Source organism: uncultured Campylobacter sp. (assembly GCF_937959485.1).
Lineage (GTDB): Bacteria > Campylobacterota > Campylobacteria > Campylobacterales > Campylobacteraceae > Campylobacter_B.
On record NZ_CALGPY010000005.1, the window covers coordinates 1 to 19539 of the forward strand.

Genomic DNA, 19539 nt, shown 5'->3' on the forward strand with positions numbered 1-19539 from the left:
TAAAATTCTAAAATTCTAAAATTCTAAAATTCTAAAATTCTAAAATTCTAAAATTTTGTCTGCAAGGTTTTCTACCAAAATACTATACAGCAAAATTCCACGCTTGAAATTATAAAATTTTACGCAGCAAATTCTGTGCACTAGGCTTATCCCACATAAGAATTTTCGCGTTATAAGCTTGACGCTAAAATTCCTTGAGCTAAAACTAAAGTCTGAGAAATTTTAAAATCCGTGCAGCCGCTTGATCTCCGCGCTGATCGGCTTTTTTTGGCCTGATTTGGTCACGCTTACGTAGGTTGCGATCGCGCTGGTTACGTGCAAGCACTCGCGAAATCCATCCTCGCCCAGCCGCAGCGCTGCGACCTCGATCTGCACGCGGATAGAGGTATTTCCCACGCTTAGGACTTTTGCGTAGCAGCTGATGACATCTCCGATAAATACGGGCTGCTTGAAAGTTACCTCCTGCATCGAGATCGTCACGACCCGCTCTGGCGCTATCTCGCGCGCCGCCGTCGCACCCGCTAAATCGATCTGCGATAGTATCCAGCCGCCGAAAATATTGCCCGAGCTGTTCGTGTCCTTCGGCAGCGCTACGACCTTGATGCGCGGCTCGCCGAAATCGTCTAAGTTTAAATCGCTCATTTTTACTCCTTAAATTTAAAAATCTCGCATTTTAACCGCGCAAATTTAACACTTTTTCGATACAATCGGCAAAAATCTATGCCGAAATTTTAAAATTTTAAGCGGATGCGAGGATAGAATTTTGCTCGCGAAGCAGACACATTCCGCTCGCAAAAAGACAATAAAAACGGCAAAAAGGATAAGCGATGAACGATTTTGCAAAACTTAGCGAGATGGCGGCGAGCGCTAAGGCGCGACTAAACGCCCTCTACGACGAGCCGCACGCCGAGCTGATCACGCGCGGGCTAGAGATCTGCGGCTTTGAATCTGGCGATACCGCGCGCATCGCCGTGCTACGCCGAATCGTTGATCTCAAAGAGGATCCGCTACTGCAAGAATTTCGCCGCTTGGGCTACGATGAGGCGCAGCAGCGCGAGCTAAAGAGCAAAATGTATGATTTCACGCGCGAAATACACGAGAGCATGCACGCGGCTCTCATCGCCGAGGCAGGCGCGCAGGGGATTTTGCAGCCGTTTTATCTGGAGCTTTTAAAGGGCGTGCACCGCATCGGGCTCCTGCTAAGCGATATGCAAAAAAGCTGGCAAGCCCTAATTATCGAAGGCACGAACAAGCGCTTACAGAGGGAATTTAGCTCGCTTGCGCAGGCGAAGGAATTTTTACTGCAAGAGGAGCTGTTTATGCGCACGCCTCACGGCGAGATCTGCGAGCGCTGCTACGGCGCGATAGTGCAGCGCGAGGGCAAATCCCAAATGGTGCCCTACGCCGTGGCATTTGCGGATGAGACGGCGAAGCTGCAGAGCGAATTTAGCGATCTTTTGGAGTGCCTGGTGACGCTTGCCGAAGATGAGAGCGAGCTATCCTACATCGCGTATCTAGGCAAGCTCAAACAGGCCTTTTGCGAGAAAGACGCTAGCGCGGTAATCGGCGCGTGGCGGGATGCGGAGATCGCGTGGATGGATATAAAAACGCCGCTTCAGATCGGTCATCCTCTCGAATACTACGAGGACGCCTACACACACGCAGTCGCGCTGGAATGGGATGTCAGGCTTGCAGGCGCGTATGAGTTTAGCGCGGAGGAATTTAAAGCGCGCGTAAGCGAGAGCTTTGAGCGTGCGTATGAAAAAATCGGCGCAAATAACGCCGTAATGCACTCGCTCGTGCTCTCAAACATCGCCAAAACCCAGCTTTACGTCTGCGCGCCGCTAATCTACTACGGAGCCGATCTGAACGGGCTCTTTTCGGCGCAGGTCGTACCCAACGACGAGTTCGTAAGCACCAACTGCGGCAAGAAAATTTTCGCCTTCGTAAATTTCGTCTATGAAAGCGCCAAGGCTAGACCTTTTATGCGGCTAAGCGGCGAAATTTTCGACCTTGAGTATCTAAATTTCGGGCGCGAAATTTTATTTAAAAAGCCGCAAATTTGGCGCCGCGTCTACGAAATATCGACGATCGGACATGAGTTCGGGCATATATTTTTCATCGACGCGGACACCGAGGCGCGCATGAACCGCTCGGGGCTTTTTAAGCTCATCGAGGAGTACAAAGCGACCACAGGCGGGCTCGTGAGCTTCTTTTTCCACGAGGAGGAGGAGTTTTGCCTGCCGGTGCTAGATGAGTTGATCCGCCGCGCCGTGGGGCTCATCGCGTGGCAGCGAGTGGAGGAGCTAAAGCCCTACTACTGCGAGGCTCTGATACATCTGAGCTTGCTTTTTGCATCGGGCGTTTTGAAATTTGACGGCATGCGGCTGGCGGTTAAATTTGACCGCGCAGGCTATGAGAGCTTCAAAGCTGCGTGCTTGCAAAACTACGAGGAGCTGGCGCGGCTTTATTGCGACAAAAAGGACGCAGCGGAATTTTTATCGCGCTTTGCAGAGCTTAGCGGCGGCGTGTATCTGCCGCGCGAGGCGCAAGTGCGAGAGTTTGTGGAGTTTTACTACTCGCGCTACGAAGCGATCGGCAACGAAACCGATCCGAGCGGCGAGCGAGCAAAGTGGCTTTAAAATTTCGAACCCAAACCGCGCCTTAAAATAATGGGAAGCTAGTAAAATTCCGCGGAATTTCAAGGGGAAAGCATGAGATATTTTAAAAATTTACTCTCCGATTTGCGAAACGGCAGGGTCGCGCTGCACCCGATTTTACTCGCGGCGATGTTTTGCATAGTAAAATTTTCGTGGCCTAGGTTAATAGGCAATGTAGGCGAAAGTGATGCACTCGGCAGCTTCATATTTATGGACTTCATTCAATGTGCGTGTTTCATAGCGCTGGGCGCACATCTTGTCTATGTGGCGGGGCGTGGCAGCAAAAACAGCCAAAGTAGTAGCTGCGAAAACAGCGACTACGAAGGCGCGGTACAACCCCGTGAGCTACGCTATTTAGCCGTGCTGCGCATTATCTTATGCGCTCTGTGTATCATTGCTTGCGTGGCGGGATATCTTAGCGCGGATATAAATCACCAAAAATTAGGCGTTCTAAATTGGTTTTTCCCGACTGCGCTAGCAAGCGCTTTCATATATTTGATTGCGATCTGGATTGTTACGACGGGCTCCGAAGTACTAATTTGGGGCGTTATCTTCGTGATAAGCTATGTGGCTGCTTACTATGCAGTTTGGATAGGTTTTTTTACCATTCCTGTAGAGTATGGCGGGTTTGCATTTTGGAAAGGGCTGGAGATAATATTTCCGCTAATTTGGGCGTTTTATTTCAAGCGCGCCTACAAAAAGCGTCTAGCAGAGGAGATGCGCGAGGCATAACGACGAACTAAGCACAGAATTTTAGCCAAAATTTTACGCCGCCAACCGCAGTTTAAAATTAGCGCGAGTGTAGCTCGCCCTTTGAGCGTGCCAGGGGTTGGGGGATTTTAAGGGGGAAGGGGAGCGACCTCGCAAGTAGCGCCCCTTCCCCCTTAAGAGAAAATGCCGTCACTACCTAAATTCTAGAGGCAAAATTCTACATAGAGAAATTTTAAATTTATTACAAAATAAAATTCCGTTTAAATTTTAATTCGTGATATATCTTGGGGCGGGAAGGGAGCTTGAATTGCGAGGTCGCTCCCCTTCCCGCCCCAAAACCCCACCCATCCCCCGACGACGCTAGCGGTGCAGGCTACGCCTGAGTTTAATTCTAATGAAACAAACATGAGTAAAATTCCTCATGTAGTAATCCAAGTCATATTAAATTTTAACGCGGACGGAGTCGCCCCCCCTGAGCATGCCAGAGGTTAGGAATTTAAGGGGGCTCCTTGTAAAACGAGCATAGCAACGCAAGGCTTAGCCTGCGGCGTTTCTTGCGAGCGCAGCGAAGTAGAGAAAGTAGTACCCTTCTCCCTTAAGAAAAAACGTGCCGAAACCCGAATTCCAGAGGCAGAATTTTACAATAGCAGAATCTAGAATTTTAAATTTATATTGCGAATTTTACGAGCCGCAATTTAAAAGCAAAGCTCTAAATTTCAACATCCATATCCACGGATTCGATCTGCAAGCCGCGCAGATCCGCGAGATTCTGCACCGCGGCGTCCGTTTCGGCGTTTTTGGGAAGCACGATATGAAAGCCGCGATCAAACGCCAAGAAAAAATTCTCTCCGCCCGCAGCGATGCGATTTAGTGAGCGCGCGGCAAATTTCTCGCTTGCGCGCGGCTCGCCCTTCGAAAATGAAATTTCATCCTCGCCCGCGATAAATTCCATCTCTATGTTCGAGTTTTGCGCGAGCTTGGCGGAAGCCAGATGCTTTCTTAGCATGCTGCGGTAAAATTTCGGATAAAAAATAAGCCACGCCGCACCCAAAATAACCGACGATATACTCGCAATCGGCGCCGTTTTTAAAAGCCCGTCGATGATGATGCCAACGAGCAAAAACTCAAATGGTATGGCGTAGGTGCTGATGAGGCGCTGCTTGCGCGCCTTTTTGCTGTAAAGCAGCATAAATTTATTGAGATTATCGACATCGCGATTGGTGATACATACTTTCATATTTTTCCTTTAATTTTTGCGTAATTGTAGCGAAGCCGCCTTAAATTTGCGTCCGTTAACTTCCATGAGATAAAATCCAGTTTTTAAAGGAGCGCCCGTGAAATCTCTATTAAAAATCAACGGATTTTTGCCGTTTTTAGCGATTATGTTTATCAACGCAAGCGTCGATCTGGGCCATAAGATCACGATCCAAAACGTCCTTGTTAAAAGCGCCGATTCAGGCGCTCTCATCGCCCTTACCTCGCTTGTAAATTTGCTGATTTTGCTGCCTTACGTATTTCTTTTTAGCGCCAGCGGCTATCTCAACGACAAATTCTCGCGCACCCGCATTACGCGGATCTGCGCGAAACTCGGCGTCGCGCTTACCGCGCTCATTACGCTCGGATATCTGTGCGGATGGTTTTATTTCGCATTTTTTATGACGATCCTGCTTGCGGCGCAAAGCGCGATCTACTCGCCCGCCAAATACGGCCTGATTAAAAAGATCGTCGGCGCCAAAAATTTAGGCGCGGCAAACGGCCTCGTGCAGGCGCTTACCATCATCGCGATTCTGCTTTCATCGCTTGTTTTTTCGGTGATTTTCGAGCTGTTTGCAGCCCGTAGCAGCGACGCGGGCGAGCTGATGAGCTCGGTTTGGTTCATCGGCGTGCTTTTGGTCGCGGGCTCCGTGCTTGAAACATACTACTCATATAAAATTCCATTCTTCGACGCCGCACAACCGCAGGCGGAATTTAATAAAGACGACTATTTTAAGCTTCGCTATCTAAGGCAAAATTTAAATTTTGTGCTAAAAGACAAAAATGTCCTACTCTGCACGCTCGGACTTTCGATGTTTTGGGCGGTCTCGCAGCTCGTGATCGCGACCTTCCCGGCTCACTACAAGAGCCTTAGCGGCAGCGATAACGTAATGGTGATCCAGGTAATCTTAGCTCTTAGCGCGATCGGAATCGCGCTAGGCTCGATCTTTGCGGGCAGCTACTGCAAAAAACATATCGAGCTAGGTATCGTGCCGTTCGGCGCATTCGGGCTTGCGCTCGCGCTAATGGTGCTAGCCAACGCGCACTCGGTATTTTGGCTCGGTACGGCATCGTTTTTCTTCGGATTTAGCGGCGGAATTTTCATCGTGCCGCTCAACGCCGTAATTCAGTTTTTCACCGCCGATGAGCGCATGGGGCGGGTACTCGCGGGCTCAAATTTCATCCAAAATATCTTTATGGTGCTGTTTTTGCTCATCGCCATCATCTTGGTGCATTTTGCGGTCGCCAGCGGCGAAATTTTCGTTATGGCGGCACTGTGCGTGCTTATCTGCGGGATCTTCGGCGCAAAATATCTGCCGCAGCTTTTCGTTAGAATTTTACTCATTCCGTTTATGAAATTCGGCTACCAAGTCCACGTAGACGGTATCGAAAACATCCCGCAAAAAGGCGGCGTACTGCTTTTAGGCAACCACATCAGCTGGATCGATTGGGCGGTGGTGCAGCTTGCGTGCCCGCGCGGAGTACGCTTCGTGATGCATCGCAGCTACTATGATCTGTGGTATTTGAAGTGGTTTTTTAAAATTTTCCGCGTCATTCCGATCGGAGCGGGCGTGAGCAAAAGCGCGATCGAAAGCATTCGCGAGGCGCTAAATGCAGGCGAAGTAGTGGGGCTCTTCCCAGAAGGGCACATCAGCTACAACGGCCGCATAGACGAGTTTCAGGGCGGATTTGAGCTAGCTGCGCACGATACGAACTCCGTAATCGTGCCTTTTTATATCAGGGGGCTTTGGGGATCGACGTTTTCGCGCGCCAGCGAACATTATAAAAGAACGATCTCGCAAAGCGGCAAAAACGCACTTCGCGTAAGCTTCGGCGCGCCGATTGAGGCAAATTCCAAGGCGCACGAGGTAAAGCGCGCAGTAACGGAGCTGTCGTTTTTCAGCTGGGGCAAATATCTCGCAAGCCTAAAGCCGCTTGCCTACAACTGGCTAAATCAAGCCAAAAGATCGCCTTTTAAGCGCGTAGCGGTCGATAGCACTGGAGTGAGCTTCACAAATTTAGCGATGATGAGCGCCGTTTTGATACTTCACAAAAGACTAAAGAGCCGCATAAGCAGCGAGGAGAACATCGGTATCATTTTGCCTAGCTCGGTCATCGCAAGCGCCGTAAATTTAACTCTTTTTGCGATGGGCAAAACGAGCGTAAATTTAAACTACACGCTAAGCGAAGAAAATTTAATCTACTGCGCGGATAAAGCAAATATCCGCACGATCATCAGCTCGCGCAAATTCGTAGAAAAGCTCAAATCAAAGGGCTTTGAGCTGGAAAGCTCGATCGGCGATCGGCTCGTATACCTTGAGGATCTAAGCGAGGGCGTCTCTAAAAACGAGCGCATAGCCTGCGCGCTAAAATCGCTGCTGATGCCTAAAATTTTATTTCGCGCGCTGTATTTTAAGCCGCACGCAATAGATGACGTAGCGACCATTTTATTTAGCAGCGGCAGCGAGGGAAAGCCCAAAGGCGTGGTTTTGACGCATAAAAATATAATGGCGAACGTCCGCCAAATTTCGGAGCTCATAAACGCCAACGAGCACGATGCGATTTTAGCGTCGCTGCCGATCTTTCACTGCTTCGGACTTACCGTAACGACGCTCTTTCCGCTAAACGACGGAATTTTAAGCATCCACGTGCCCGATCCTACAGACGCCTTTAGCGTCGGCAAGATGAGCGCGAAATACGGCGCTACGATAATGTTCGGCACTTCGACGTTTTTTAGACTCTACACCAAAAATAAAAGGCTCAATCCTCTAATGCTAGCAAGCATCCGCCTGGCGATTGCGGGCGCGGAGAAGCTAAACGAAAACGTCCGAAAGGAATTTAAGATAAAATTCGGCATCGAAATTTACGAGGGCTACGGCACGACCGAGACTGCGCCGGTAGTGAGCGTAAATACGCCGAACGTCCTCGAACCCGATTTTTTCAAAGAGCTTCACTTCAACCGCGAAAAGAGCGTCGGCTTGCCGCTTGCAGGCACGGTCATAAAGATCACCGATCCCGCCTCGCTGCAACCGCTATCAAACGGGCAGGAGGGGCTTATCTTAATCGGCGGACATCAGGTTATGAAGGAGTACTACGATGAGCCGGCAAAAACCGCCGAAGCGATCGCGCAGATAAACGACGTGCGTTACTACAAAAGCGGCGACATCGGCTATATCGACGACGACGGGTTTTTATTTATCACCGACCGCCTTTCGCGCTTTGCCAAAATCGGTGGCGAGATGATAAGCCTGGGCGCGGTAGAAAACGCTGTAGGCGAAATTTTAGGCGAAAGCACGATCTATTCGTGCGTGAACTTAAAAGACGAGAAAAAGGGCGAGAAGATCGCTCTGCTTTACGTGGGCGAGGCGAGCGAGGATGAAATTTCGCGCCGCCTAAAGGACTCCGCGCTGGCGCCGATAATGCAGCCAAGCATCGTGAAAAAGGTCGAGCAAATCCCGGTGCTCGGCAGCGGCAAGGTAAATCTCAAAGCGGTAAAGGATCTGGCGATAGAGCTGGGACTTTAGGACAAAATCTAAAAAAAGGATTTGGTTAGTGCGAGGCTTTAAAGCCGCGAAATTCCGGCTATATCGCAGAGTGGTAGAATTTTGGTTGTATCGGCGTGGCGAAATTTTGCGGTGCAAAATTTTAATTGATTGAAATTGTATGGTATGAAATTTAAAACTCTAGGAATTGAAAAGCCCGTGCGATAAAAATACGCTGTGAGTGCAAGATGACGGGGCTACTGACGCTGCTCGTCGTTATTGGCTATAAAACAAGAGCGCGACGGCAGAATTTCGCGATGTGGGTTTGTGAAGCTGAGGAGTTCTAAGGCGTTAAATTTCAGGCTGCAAAATTCAAAATTGAGAAAAATCTAGCTGCTAAATTTCGATTAATTCAGTTTGTAAAATTACGCGCATAAGGCGTCTTAGTAAAATATGGAATTTCGTGCTTAAAATTCCACGCCGCGACATAAAAAGGAATTTTAATCGTGGCAAACAAGCGCGACATATCGGCTCAGCCGTGAAATTCCGCATTAAAATTTTACGTCGAAACCGCAGACGAAATTCTATGAAATTTTACCGAGAATGAAATTCTTTAAATTTCGTAACGGAGCGAATTTTAAAATTCTGCTCCGCTACTCAAGAATTTCGCAGCATACTATCTTGCATAAAATACTGCTAGTGCGTCTTTAGATGTATCATTTTTGCCGGCAGGCTCCTCTTTGCCATCGGACATTATCTTAAATCCCGGCGCCAAATCTACGCTCTTATCGTTATTGACGACGAAATTAAGCTCTATCGTTGCACTAGACGGCGCCGCTTTATCGGAGATGCCGTAATCGGCTCTTAATTGCTCTGGCGTCAATTGAGAATGATACACTGCATTTTTTAAGAAATCTAATACGCCCGGTAGATATGTCTTATCTTTTTTTAGGGTCTTGGTCTTTTAAAATTTCATCCTCTAGCGACTTATCGCAATCGATCAATTCCTTCTGATCTTTGTATTCTATCTTACCTTTTACTTTTATAGTCTCTTGGAATTTCGCGTCGTTTAGTTTACAAAGCTTGTTAGCTAGCTGAAGCAAGCTGTTCCTATCATAAGCTTTACCCCTATAAAACTCCATAGTACTATCCATATTGCTATTTATAGCATCTTTATTATATTTCTCAAGACGTTCTTTGGTCGCTTTCTCGAGTTCGGCATTTATTGCCTCCACATCTATATCGCACACCATCGTGACGGATTTTAACCCGCCGCGATCAGCCTTCGACCACGTGATATTTTTACATCTTTTCGACCCTTCGATCGCCGTGCCTATACTCATAGATTTAAAATCGGGCAAAGTATAGTTTTTGACGAGTTCTATCTCGTCCTCACCGCATCCTGCTAACACCAAAGCCGCCGCTACGGCACCCATCATATATCTGAGCTTCATACTTACTCCTTAAGATTAAAGTAAGGAATACTAGCCCCCCCGCTTAAAATTTGATTAAATTTGAGGTAAATTTTGAGATTAATTGTTAAGCATTAGCGGAATATTTTAAAATCTCACTAAATTTATCGGCAACAAAATTTTATGTGATAAAAATAGGCTAAATTTTATTTGCCAGTATGATACAAAAAATTACAAGCAGAAAGAAGTTTTAAAATTTTATAGCTTTGAAATTTAGCTAGAGCTTTAATGATAATTCTAATTTGCCGTGAAGTGCACGCTCCGCGGCAAATTTAAAGGAGGACTATTTAAAAGATGGAGCGATCTGCGCTACCCACGCCTCGATGCGGCTCTCGGTGAGGTCGCTTTGATTGTCATTGTCTAGCGCGAGGCCAACGAATTTGCCATCCACTACGGCCTTGCTCTCGTCAAATTCATATCCGTCGGTAGGCACTGCGCCTACGATATTTGCACCCGCTTTTTTGAAGTTGTCGTATAGCTCGCGCATTGCGTTGCAGTAGGCGTCGCTGTAGCTTGAGCTATCGCCCATACCAAAAATCGCGACGGTCTTGCCCGCGACATCAAGGGCTGAAAAATCAAAGCCCGCCCAGTCGTCCTGCAACTCTCCGTCGTTCCATGTGGAGCTGCCGATGATGAGCGCAGTGTATTTATTTAGATCTGCAGGCGCGATGTCCGCAACGTTTTTAAGCTCGTTTTCTATGCCTAGCTTTTCGGAGATTAGCTTCGCGGCGTCCTCGGTATTGCCCATCGAGCTTCCAAAAATAATTCCAACCATTTGGTATCCTTTTAATAAATTTTGTCGGTAAGCTTGTATGGTACTAATTTCATAATGAAATTTCCCTTAAAGCATTCGCTTTTTATCTCGACATGGCGGTTAAAATTTTCATTTTTTGGATAGACAAGATACACGGCGTCGAGGTTTGCTCCGCGACAAAGCTCTAGCGCTTTTTTTATATCATTATCATAAATGGCTGGATTTTGAGGTAAAATTTTTTTAAAGCTCGTAACCACGCCTAGGCTAAAACCGCTCTTGCGAACTACGATGAGCTCGCCTGATTTGCCCATAAGCTGCAGCTGTGCGCCTGCATTGCGAAGCGCGATTTTGCAAAATACGAAGTTGCGAAACGCATCGTCTCCGTTTAGCAGCACGCCGCTACGCAGACTCACGATCGCGCGAGTTAGCTTATAAGCTGGCTTGGCGGCAAATACGGGCAGCGGCATGCCACGCAAATAAGAAAAGATTATCGCGTTATCCGCTGCGCAAAATTTCACGGCGGGCTTGAAGCGGTAAATTTTACGAGCCCCGCGCCTAAGCTCGGAAGCGATAAAATTTAAAAATGCGGTACAAAACTGCGAAGCGCCCTTTAAATTTGCGGGCGGAATTCTATAATCCGCATTAACGTTAAAATTATATAGAGCTAGCATCGCTCGCGCTCGCGAAGCCGCATTATAATCCCGCAGCGCCTCTGGCACAATCTCGCGCCCGTTCGCATCAAAGCCAAAAATCTCGCCGCTAAAGAATTGCTTATTAAAAACTTCGGCATTTAAAATTTCATCATCAATAAGCTCATTATCGCGCCGCAGATCCGCTTTTTGGCGTTTTTCGCGCGTCGCGATATCTCGTTTTGACGCGGTAGTATCTTGTAATAAAGCTGATTTCTCGTCCGAACGCTTAGCGCAGAAAAAATTCTTTTGCGCTAAGCCAGTGTCGCAAAAAGCCCTTGCTGTCAAATTCCTATTTGCGCCGTCTTTTTGCGCGCTCTTTGCAACGCACGGCTTAGAGGCATTACAATTAAGCGCGTCCGATTTACCACTTGAAAACTTTTTAAATTTGCCGTTAAATTTCTTGCTTTCGGCGTGTGCAAGGCAAGTAGCGTTAAATTTGCTAGAATTTAAAAAATCCTTGGAATTTAGCTCGCCAGCTTCATCGTCGTAAGCATTTGATTGCGGCGTAGTGCGCGATTTTTTAACCGCTTGCCTGGACTTGCCGGCATTATTTAAATTCCTTGGGATTTTAATCATCTTCGCAAGGTCTGCAACCAAATTCTTGATTTAAATTGAAAACCTTACAGTATTCACAAAATACGCAGCTAACGCTTCTTTTAGCGCATACGAGCGGGATTTTGCGCTTTTTTACTTCGCCTTTGATTTTTTTCATCGTGTTGTGGTTCAAAAAGCTCGTAAGCATCACGACGCACTCGGTATCTTGCGGGATCGGCTTGCGATTTACGCGATTTTCGTTTCGTGCATCCCAGTGCTCGATGTTACTCGCGCCAAGATCCTTTAAAACCGCCTTAATAGGCGTAATTTCATCTGCTCCTATAACTAAAACGTTCATTTCATCCCCTTATATGATTGATAGTCGTTATTATAACAGAGAAAGATTAAATTTAACTGATAATATATATAAAAATTTAAAATTATAAGCCGGAATTTTACCGACTCATATTTGATATTTACTCGCTTAAAGCTAGACTTACTGCCGCATCGATGTGGATCTGCGTAGTATCGAATAGCCACGCGGCGGTATCTGCTTGCGATACGAGCAGCCCGATCTCCGTGCAGCCCAGTATCACGCCCTGCGCACCGCGAGCTCTAAGCCCTTCTATAATCCGTAAAAATTTCTCTTTGGAGTGCGGTAAGATTTTACCAAAGCAAAGCTCATTAAAAATTACTTCGTTTACCGCTTCCATTTCGTCCGCGTTCGGCACGAGCACCTCTACACTGCCATCTATCAAGCGCTGTTTGTAAAAATCCTGCGTCATCGTGTAAATCGTGCCGAGCAGCCCTACTTTTTGCACGCCATGTTTTCGCAGCTCACTTAACGTGGCGTCCGCGATATGCACGAAAGGCACGGATATAGCGGCTTTTATCGCCTCGTAGCACTTATGCATCGTGTTAGTGCAAAGAAAAATATAATCCGCTCCACCGCTTTGCAAAATCCGCGCGTGACGAGCTAAAATTTCACCTGCCCTGCCCCACTCATTATCTCTTTGACACCGCTCGATCTCGTCGAAATTTAAGCTACTTAGCAGGATCTCGCCGCTACTTAGCCCGCCTAGACGCTCGTTAATTTTGCGATTGATCCCATCATAATAGGTAATCGTAGATTCGTAACTCATGCCGCCGATTAGTCCGATTTTTTTCATGGATTTCTCTTTTAAAATTTATACGGAATTTTATGCAGTCCCGCTAAATTTAATAAAATTCCGGATTGCAAAATTCGCAGAGCCGGAATTTCAACAAATAGCCGCAAAGCTTAAGCATTCTCGCTCGCGGCATCCGTAGAGACAACCTCATCGCCGAAATCAGCATTGGCAAGCCGTTTGAGCTGGCGGTAGCGCCTCATCGCGTCGGCTTTGTTTGCTTCATAAAGCTTACCCGCGTGCTCCGGATCGATCTTTTTAAGCGCGTTGTAGCGCACCTCGTTTAGTAAAAATTCCTCATAAAGGCTCCAATCCGGCTCTTTGGATGAAATTTTAAGCGGATTCTTGCCCTCCGCCGCAAGCCGCGGATCGAAGGTGTAGGTCGGCCAATAGCCGCATTTGCTCGCAAGCTCGGCTTGATCGCCCGAGCTGCCCATGCCGCCTTTGATGCCGTGCGCGATACACGGCGAATACGCGATGATAAGGCTAGGTCCCGGGTAGGCCTCCGCCGCCATGATCGCTTTTAGCGTCGCGGCTTGGTTTGCGTTGGAATTTATCTGAGCGACGAAGATGTTGCCGTATGTCATCGCGATCTGACCGAGGTCTTTTTTCTGCACCGCCTTGCCGCCTGCGGTAAACTGCGCGATCGAGCCGCGGCGGCTAGCTTTAGAGCTCTGTCCGCCGGTGTTTGAGTAAACCTCCGTATCCAGCACCAGCACGTTTACGTCCTCGCCGGTAGCCAGAACGTGATCGAGCCCGCCGTAGCCGATGTCGTAGGCCCAGCCGTCGCCGCCGATAATCCACTGCGATTTTTTGTTTAGATACTGCTTCAGTTCTAAAATTTCACGAACCCCCGGCGCGTCCAAATTTTGTTCTAGTAGCGGCACCAGCCTATCTCTGATCTGAGCGGATTTTAGCGTATCGTCTCTGTTTTCGATCCAGTCGTGATAAAGCGCCTTTAGCGCGTTTGGCACGCTTGAGAGCGAGCCTAGCATAAGATCCTCGATCTTATGGCGCAGCGTCTCGCTTGCGACCTTCATTCCCAGCCCGAACTCAGCGTTGTCCTCAAAAAGCGAGTTCGCCCACGCGACGCCGCGACCGTTCTCGTCCTTGCGGTACGGCATCGAAGGCGCCGATCCGCCGTAGATCGAGCTACAGCCCGTGGCGTTGGCTACGATCATATGATCGCCGAAAAGTCGCGTGATCAGCGTGATATACGGAGTCTCGCCGCATCCGGGGCATGCGCCGTGAAATTCAAAATACGGGCGCGCAAATCCCACGCCCTTGACGCTTGATCTGTCCATCAAATCGTCTTTGTATCTTACGTGCTCGAATAAAAAGTCTGCACTCTCCTGCTCGCCCTTCGCGAGTTCTTGCTCAAGCGGCACCATAACGAGCGATTTTTCCTTGCTCGGACAGTTTTCGGCGCAAAGCGCGCAGCCCGTACAATCTAGCGGGCTTACTTGGATCTTATATTTTAACCCCTTCAGCTCCTTTCCCTTGGCTTCTAGTAGGTGATCTTTTAAATTTGAAGGCGCGGCGGCTTCGTCCTTTTCGTCTAGTAAAAACGCCCTGATTACAGCGTGCGGGCAGACGAAGGCGCATTGGTTGCACTGGATGCAGTTTTGCTCGATCCATTTAGGCACCGTGACGCCTACGCCGCGCTTTTCAAATCGCGTCGTGCCCGCATCGAACCCGCCGTCCTCGTGCCCCAAAAACGCCGAGACCGGCAAGCTATCGCCGCGCGCTGCGTTTATCGGTTTTACGATCTTTTCTATAAATTCGTCGCCTTTGTATTTGTCGTCCGCGCCCGCCGCGTCATCTTTTAAATTTGCCCACGCAGGATCGATCGCTACCTGCACCAAAGCGTCCGCGCCCCTATCGATCGCGTCGCAGTTCATCGCCACGACCGCTTCGCCCTTTTTGGCGTAGGTTTTCTTGGCGTATTCTTTCATATAGCTCTGCGCCTGCTCAAACGGAATGATGCCGCTAAGCTTGAAAAACGCCGATTGCATGATCGTATTGGTGCGGCCTCCAAGCCCTATCTCGTGCGCTAGCTTGGTGGCGTTTAGAATGTAAAATTTTACCCGTCTGGCAGCTAGAATTTTTTTGACTTTATTCGGAAGCTTTGCCGCCGTTTGCTTGGCATCCCAGATGGAATTTAAAAGAAAGGTCCCTCCTTCGCGGATGCCCCCGATGACGTCGTAGATATCCAGATACGCAGCGACCGAGCAGGCGACGAAATGCGGATTTGAGACGAGATAGGTCGATCGGATCGGTCTTTTGCCGAAGCGCAGGTGCGAGCGCGTGTAGCCGCCCGATTTTTTGCTGTCGTAGGCGAAATACGCCTGCGCGTAAAGATCGGTCTTGTCGCCGATGATTTTGACGGAATTTTTATTCGCGCCCACGGTGCCGTCCGCGCCGAGGCCATAAAACAGGCACTCGGTCTCATCCTCGTAGCCGAGCGAAATTTTATCCCCCACGGGTAGGGATAGATGCGTCACGTCGTCGTCGATGCCGATCGTAAAGCCGTTTTTAGGCTCGTCCGCCTTTAAATTTTCATACACGGCGATTAGCTGCGCGGGATCGACGTCTTTGGAGCTTAGACCATACCTGCCGCCCACGATGAGCGGAGCATCCTTGCGCCCGTAAAATGCGGCTTTTATGTCCAGATACAGCGGCTCGCCGAGGCTGCCGGGCTCCTTCGTGCGGTCAAGCACGGCGATTTTACGCACGCTTTTAGGCATCGCGGCGAAGAGATATTTGAGGCTAAAAGGCCTGTAGAGGTGGACTTTTAGTACACCCACTTTCTCGCCCTTCGCGTTTAGATGATCGACCACTTCTTCGAGCGCTTGATTGACCGAGCCCATCGCGACGATCACGCGCTGCGGCTCACTTGCGCCGTAATAGACGAAAGGCGCGTACGACCGCCCCGTGATCTTTGAAATTTCGCTCATATACTCCGCGACAATGTCCGGAAGCGCGTCGTAAAATTTATTGACTAGCTCGCGCGTCTGAAAATATACGTCGTCGTTTTGCGCCGTGCCGCGAGTTTTAGGATGCTCGGAGTTTAGCGCACCCTCTCTAAATTTACGCACCGCCTCGCGATCGAGCAAGCGATCAAACTCGGCATAGTCCATCACCTCGATCTTTTGAATTTCATGGCTCGTGCGAAATCCGTCGAAAAAGTGCAAAAACGGCACTCGCCCCTTAATCGCCGCAAGATGCGCGATACCGCCCAGATCCATCACCTCCTGCACGCTATCGCTTGCAAGCATCGCAAAGCCGCTTTGGCGACAGGCATAGACATCTTGATGATCGCCGAAGATGGAGAGCGCCTGCGCCGCAAGCGCCCGCGCCGCGACGTGAATGACGCCCGGAAGCATCTGGCCCGCGATCTTGTACATATTTGGAATTTTTAGCAAAAGCCCCTGCGATGCGGTGTAAGTCGTCGTAAGCGCGCCCGCTTGGAGCGAGCCGTGCACGGTGCCCGCCGCGCCGCCCTCGCTTTGCATTTCGACCACCTTAACGGGCATGCCGAAGAGGTTTTTCTTGCCCTGCGACGCCCAAATATCGGTGTAATCCGCCATCGGCGAGCTAGGCGTGATCGGATAGATGCCCGCGACCTCGGTGAAGGCGTATGAGACGTAAGCCGCCGCCTCGTTTCCGTCCATCGTTTTCATAACTTTTGCCATTTTTCGTCCTTTGGAATTATCAAATTTCGCTAATTTTACATATTTATTGCTTAAAAATTTAAATGCTTCGCAAACCGAATAAAATTCTAAAGCTTTATCACAGCAGGCGAGCTACAAGCGCGATCTGCTGGCAGTTTGAGACGGGCATTGCGGACGATTTGAGACAGGGTCCCTCTCCGCTTTGAAAATAAAATTTTGCGTACTTTAAGCGCAGATCGCAAGCGGTGGGTAGAGATTAATGCAAATTTAGCCGTCTAGCTTGAAATTCTAACCAAATATCAAATGACGGGAATACGCGAAAATTAAGAAATTTAAAAATGCACCTACCACAAGATAAAAAGACCTCATATCGCAATAAGACTGGATAATAAATTTAGCCACTACAAAGCCTTAACCACTATACGCATCCAAACTCGACGTAGCGAAATTTTGTTTATGGCTTGCGACATCGCGGTATATAAAATTTCAGCGCATTCCGCCAAATACAAGGAATTTTACTGCCTCCTGCCGAGCGCAGCACAAATTTCATTTTAAATTTTCACTGGTCGATCGCTACGTGAATTTTACCCCATGCAACTTTGCGTTTTGAGCGTAAATTCTATTTCCGCAAGCTACGAGGAGAATAAATTTAGCTATAATCCTCCGCTTAGATTTAGCACGGAACGTGGCATATATATACGGCACGGAATTTAAAATTTTAAAATTCCGAGCAGAACTCGAAAAGCTAAAAACCGCTAAATGCGCTAAATTTAAAGTTTAAATTTAAAAGCTGGAAAGAGAAAGCCGATGAACGTCCATAAAATCGCTTACACGAGAGTTATCGCGCTGGCGTTTGCCGCCTTTATTTTTAACACGACTGAATTTATCCCCGTGGCTCTGCTAAGTGACATCGCGGCGGATTTTGAGATGGACGTTACGAGTACGGGGCTAATCATCACGATCTACGCGTGGGCGGTGAGTATCCTTTCGCTGCCACTGATGCTGCTTACATCGAGGCTCGAGCGCAAGAGGCTGCTTTTGCGGCTTTTCGTGCTATTTACGCTAAGCCACGCCCTGGCGGCGGTAGCGTGGAATTTTGCCGTTTTGGTAATCGCGCGACTGGGCATCGCGATTTCGCACGCGATCTTTTGGTCGATCACCTCATCGCTCGTCGTGCGCCTAGCGCCGATAAACAAAGGTTCGCAGGCTATCGGCATGCTGGCTTTGGGCACCTCGCTTGCGATGGTTTTGGGACTTCCTTTGGGACGCGTGGTCGGCGAGCTTTTCGGCTGGAGGATTACGTTTTTTGCGATCGGCGCGCTTGCGGCGGCCGAGGCGCTGTTTCTTTGGAAAATTTTACCGTTTTTACCGAGTCGCCGCGCGGGCTCTCTTGCGAGCTTGCCGATGCTAGCAAAGCGCCCTATGCTGCTTGCTTTGTATCTGCTGACGTTTTTGATCGTAGGCGCGCATTTTACGACCTATAGCTACGTCGAGCCCTTCGTGGCGAAATTTAATCCCGCAGGCAATCACTTCGTAACCTACGTCCTGCTTGCATTCGGTGCTTCCGGCATTCTTGCTAGCGTGCTTTTTTCAAAGCTTTACCGTTCATTTGCGAACGCCTTTTTGATCTGCTCGATCCTCTTTATCCTAGCCTCGGTGCTAACGCTAAAGGTTTTTGTCGCAAATGACGTAGCGCTGCTGCTTGCAGCTTTCGTCTGGGGAGTGGGGATTTTTGGCTTTGGGCTTTGTTTGCAGATTAGGGTTTTGGCGCTGGCTCCCGACGCTACCGACGTCGCGATATCGATCTACTCGGCGATATATAACGTAGGCATCGGCGGCGGAGCGCTTTTAGGGCATCAGATCGCAACGAGATTCGGGCTTGAACACATAGGCGAGGCAGGCGCGATACTGGGCGCGCTAGGGCTTGCAAGCTACCTCTATGCAAGCGTGAAATTCGCATCTAAAAAATGAAAGAAATTTACAGAATAAATACTCTTCTAAAATTTTGCTAAATGCAACGAAAGATTGGAAATTATTGTATAATTGCATCAAATTATCATAAAGGACATTATTTATGACTAACGCTATCGAAAATAAAATTTCAAATGGTATCAATAGCGCACTAGAAAGCGTCGTTAGTAGCAGAGAAGAGTATTATAGTAAAAATCCGCTTCCAAGCATCGGCGATGTAAAAGGTATAATATATAAGTGTAGCTATACAAATGCGACTATTTCTGGAGGGGCTGGGCTAATCCCCGGTCCTTGGGGTATGGCGGCGGCAGTGCCTGAAATTATCGATATCGTTAGAAATCAAATGGCAATGGTGGCTGATATCGCCAAGGCGCATGGTAAGACGGCCAGTAACGAGCTGATTTTAGATATACTATTTGGCGCAAGCGGCAATGTAGCGACAGGGCTAGTAGTGGTACACGGACAAAAAATTTTAGTAAAACGAGCCGGAGCTAGGGTAATACAAAAAATAGTAGCGATGCTAGGTGGTAAAATAACGCAACAATTAGCCAAGTCTATGGTCGCAAAATGGCTTCCCATCGTGGGTGCGGCGGCTATGGCTACATGGTCAAAAATTAGCACCGATAAAATCGGTAAAAAAGCCGATTTTATATTTTCAAAACAGATAGAATACGAAACCGCGTCTGATGAATTATCCCAAATTAGCGACGACGCGATGCAAATGCAGCTAGCCGCCAATGATTTAAAATCGACATATCAAGATTTAGCCCAAGACACAAATATCGTAAAAACTAAAATCCAATTTTAATAAATTTGATGAAGATAGACGGTAAAATCGAAGATAGCGAAATGGCGTATCTGCAGGATTTTATAGAAAATACCCCACTATCGAACCAGGACCAAATGCAGTTGATAGAACAGCTTGGCTCAAAAGAGAAAACTACGGTCGATTATTCCGTTTTTAAAGAAAATTTCGATGAGTCTTTGACATTAGTAGTAGACATGATCGCACTTGCAAATATAGACGGAAATTTTCACGTAACTGAAAGAATGTTTATCAAAAATGTCGCAAAAACTATAGGATTTGACGAAAGCGATTTAAACGAACTTTTAGGAAACAGTATAAAATAGTCTCAAATTCGGACGCGAGACGAACTCATCTGCATCGC

At 48.1% G+C, this 19539-nt stretch carries 15 protein-coding genes; 6 read left to right on the plus strand and 9 right to left on the minus strand.

Annotated elements, in window-relative coordinates; translation table 11 throughout:
• Positions 1 to 222 precede the first annotated feature (222 nt).
• On the minus strand, positions 223 to 642 hold the full coding sequence (locus Q0380_RS01955) for an acyl-CoA thioesterase (RefSeq protein ID WP_297990363.1): 420 nt from the start codon (positions 640 to 642) through the stop codon (positions 223 to 225).
• A 185-nt stretch (positions 643 to 827) separates the two neighbouring features.
• Here Q0380_RS01955 and ciaB point away from each other — a divergent pair, with 185 nt between their 5' ends.
• Together ciaB and Q0380_RS01965 are read left to right on the plus strand one after the other, a co-directional pair.
• Entirely contained in the window at positions 828 to 2642 is a 1815-nt protein-coding gene (gene ciaB, locus Q0380_RS01960) for an invasion protein CiaB (protein WP_298959512.1), read from the plus strand.
• 72 nt (positions 2643 to 2714) lie between these two features.
• Complete coding sequence (locus Q0380_RS01965) at positions 2715 to 3392, plus strand: hypothetical protein (protein ID WP_298959514.1); 678 nt, start codon at positions 2715 to 2717, stop codon at positions 3390 to 3392.
• Between the two features lie 688 nt (positions 3393 to 4080).
• Here the strand turns inward: Q0380_RS01965 and Q0380_RS01970 are convergent.
• Positions 4081 to 4608, minus strand: coding sequence for a hypothetical protein (locus Q0380_RS01970; protein WP_298959517.1), 528 nt, complete (start codon positions 4606 to 4608; stop codon positions 4081 to 4083).
• Between the two features lie 97 nt (positions 4609 to 4705).
• Here Q0380_RS01970 and Q0380_RS01975 point away from each other — a divergent pair, with 97 nt between their 5' ends.
• A complete protein-coding gene (locus Q0380_RS01975; protein WP_298959520.1) occupies positions 4706 to 8149 on the plus strand; it encodes an acyl-[ACP]--phospholipid O-acyltransferase in 3444 nt (1147 codons plus the stop codon).
• 634 nt (positions 8150 to 8783) lie between these two features.
• On the opposite strand, the gene Q0380_RS01980 is transcribed toward Q0380_RS01975, so the two are convergent.
• The 7 genes from Q0380_RS01980 to nifJ form a co-directional block, all read right to left on the minus strand.
• The gene (locus Q0380_RS01980) at positions 8784 to 8990 is read right to left on the minus strand and encodes a hypothetical protein (protein WP_298959523.1); all 207 of its coding nucleotides are present in this window, start codon (positions 8988 to 8990) and stop codon (positions 8784 to 8786) included.
• Between the two features lie 55 nt (positions 8991 to 9045).
• Positions 9046 to 9561 carry a hypothetical protein gene (locus Q0380_RS01985; protein WP_298959526.1) on the minus strand — a complete coding sequence of 172 codons (516 nt, stop codon included), beginning with the start codon at positions 9559 to 9561 and terminating at the stop codon, positions 9046 to 9048.
• Positions 9562 to 9862: 301 nt separating this feature from the next.
• Positions 9863 to 10354: a flavodoxin FldA gene (fldA, locus tag Q0380_RS01990; RefSeq protein ID WP_177389208.1), complete on the minus strand. Its 492-nt coding sequence runs from the start codon at positions 10352 to 10354 to the stop codon at positions 9863 to 9865.
• An 11-nt stretch (positions 10355 to 10365) separates the two neighbouring features.
• Positions 10366 to 11622 (minus strand): hypothetical protein, encoded by a 1257-nt coding sequence (locus Q0380_RS01995; protein WP_298959529.1) that lies wholly within the window; start codon positions 11620 to 11622, stop codon positions 10366 to 10368.
• On the minus strand, positions 11594 to 11917 hold the full coding sequence (locus Q0380_RS02000) for a DUF2325 domain-containing protein (protein ID WP_005870807.1): 324 nt from the start codon (positions 11915 to 11917) through the stop codon (positions 11594 to 11596). Before Q0380_RS02000 ends, Q0380_RS01995 begins: the two co-directional genes overlap by 29 nt.
• 118 nt (positions 11918 to 12035) lie before the next feature.
• Positions 12036 to 12728: an aspartate/glutamate racemase family protein gene (locus Q0380_RS02005; protein ID WP_298959532.1), complete on the minus strand. Its 693-nt coding sequence runs from the start codon at positions 12726 to 12728 to the stop codon at positions 12036 to 12038.
• A 110-nt stretch (positions 12729 to 12838) separates the two neighbouring features.
• Positions 12839 to 16420 carry a pyruvate:ferredoxin (flavodoxin) oxidoreductase gene (gene nifJ / locus Q0380_RS02010; RefSeq protein ID WP_298959534.1) on the minus strand — a complete coding sequence of 1194 codons (3582 nt, stop codon included), beginning with the start codon at positions 16418 to 16420 and terminating at the stop codon, positions 12839 to 12841.
• 786 nt (positions 16421 to 17206) lie between these two features.
• Between nifJ and Q0380_RS02015 the strand changes: the two genes are divergently transcribed.
• The 3 genes from Q0380_RS02015 to Q0380_RS02025 all read left to right on the plus strand — a co-directional run bounded on the left by Q0380_RS02015 (position 17207) and on the right by Q0380_RS02025 (position 19501).
• Complete coding sequence (locus Q0380_RS02015) at positions 17207 to 18370, plus strand: sugar transporter (RefSeq protein WP_298959536.1); 1164 nt, start codon at positions 17207 to 17209, stop codon at positions 18368 to 18370.
• Between the two features lie 103 nt (positions 18371 to 18473).
• Positions 18474 to 19178 carry a hypothetical protein gene (locus Q0380_RS02020; RefSeq protein ID WP_298959538.1) on the plus strand — a complete coding sequence of 235 codons (705 nt, stop codon included), beginning with the start codon at positions 18474 to 18476 and terminating at the stop codon, positions 19176 to 19178.
• An 8-nt stretch (positions 19179 to 19186) separates the two neighbouring features.
• Complete coding sequence (locus tag Q0380_RS02025) at positions 19187 to 19501, plus strand: TerB family tellurite resistance protein (protein ID WP_298959541.1); 315 nt, start codon at positions 19187 to 19189, stop codon at positions 19499 to 19501.
• Positions 19502 to 19539 lie beyond the last annotated feature (38 nt).

Coding starts and splice junctions, on each gene's coding strand:
- Q0380_RS01955 (WP_297990363.1), bottom strand. CDS start 642: ATGAGCGATTTAAACTTAGACGATTTCGGCGAGCCGCGCATCAAGGTC.
- ciaB (WP_298959512.1), top strand. CDS start 828: ATGAACGATTTTGCAAAACTTAGCGAGATGGCGGCGAGCGCTAAGGCG.
- Q0380_RS01965 (WP_298959514.1), top strand. CDS start 2,715: ATGAGATATTTTAAAAATTTACTCTCCGATTTGCGAAACGGCAGGGTC.
- Q0380_RS01970 (WP_298959517.1), bottom strand. CDS start 4,608: ATGAAAGTATGTATCACCAATCGCGATGTCGATAATCTCAATAAATTT.
- Q0380_RS01985 (WP_298959526.1), bottom strand. CDS start 9,561: ATGAAGCTCAGATATATGATGGGTGCCGTAGCGGCGGCTTTGGTGTTA.
- fldA (WP_177389208.1), bottom strand. CDS start 10,354: ATGGTTGGAATTATTTTTGGAAGCTCGATGGGCAATACCGAGGACGCC.
- Q0380_RS02000 (WP_005870807.1), bottom strand. CDS start 11,917: ATGAACGTTTTAGTTATAGGAGCAGATGAAATTACGCCTATTAAGGCG.
- Q0380_RS02005 (WP_298959532.1), bottom strand. CDS start 12,728: ATGAAAAAAATCGGACTAATCGGCGGCATGAGTTACGAATCTACGATT.
- nifJ (WP_298959534.1), bottom strand. CDS start 16,420: ATGGCAAAAGTTATGAAAACGATGGACGGAAACGAGGCGGCGGCTTAC.
- Q0380_RS02015 (WP_298959536.1), top strand. CDS start 17,207: ATGAACGTCCATAAAATCGCTTACACGAGAGTTATCGCGCTGGCGTTT.
- Q0380_RS02020 (WP_298959538.1), top strand. CDS start 18,474: ATGACTAACGCTATCGAAAATAAAATTTCAAATGGTATCAATAGCGCA.
- Q0380_RS02025 (WP_298959541.1), top strand. CDS start 19,187: ATGAAGATAGACGGTAAAATCGAAGATAGCGAAATGGCGTATCTGCAG.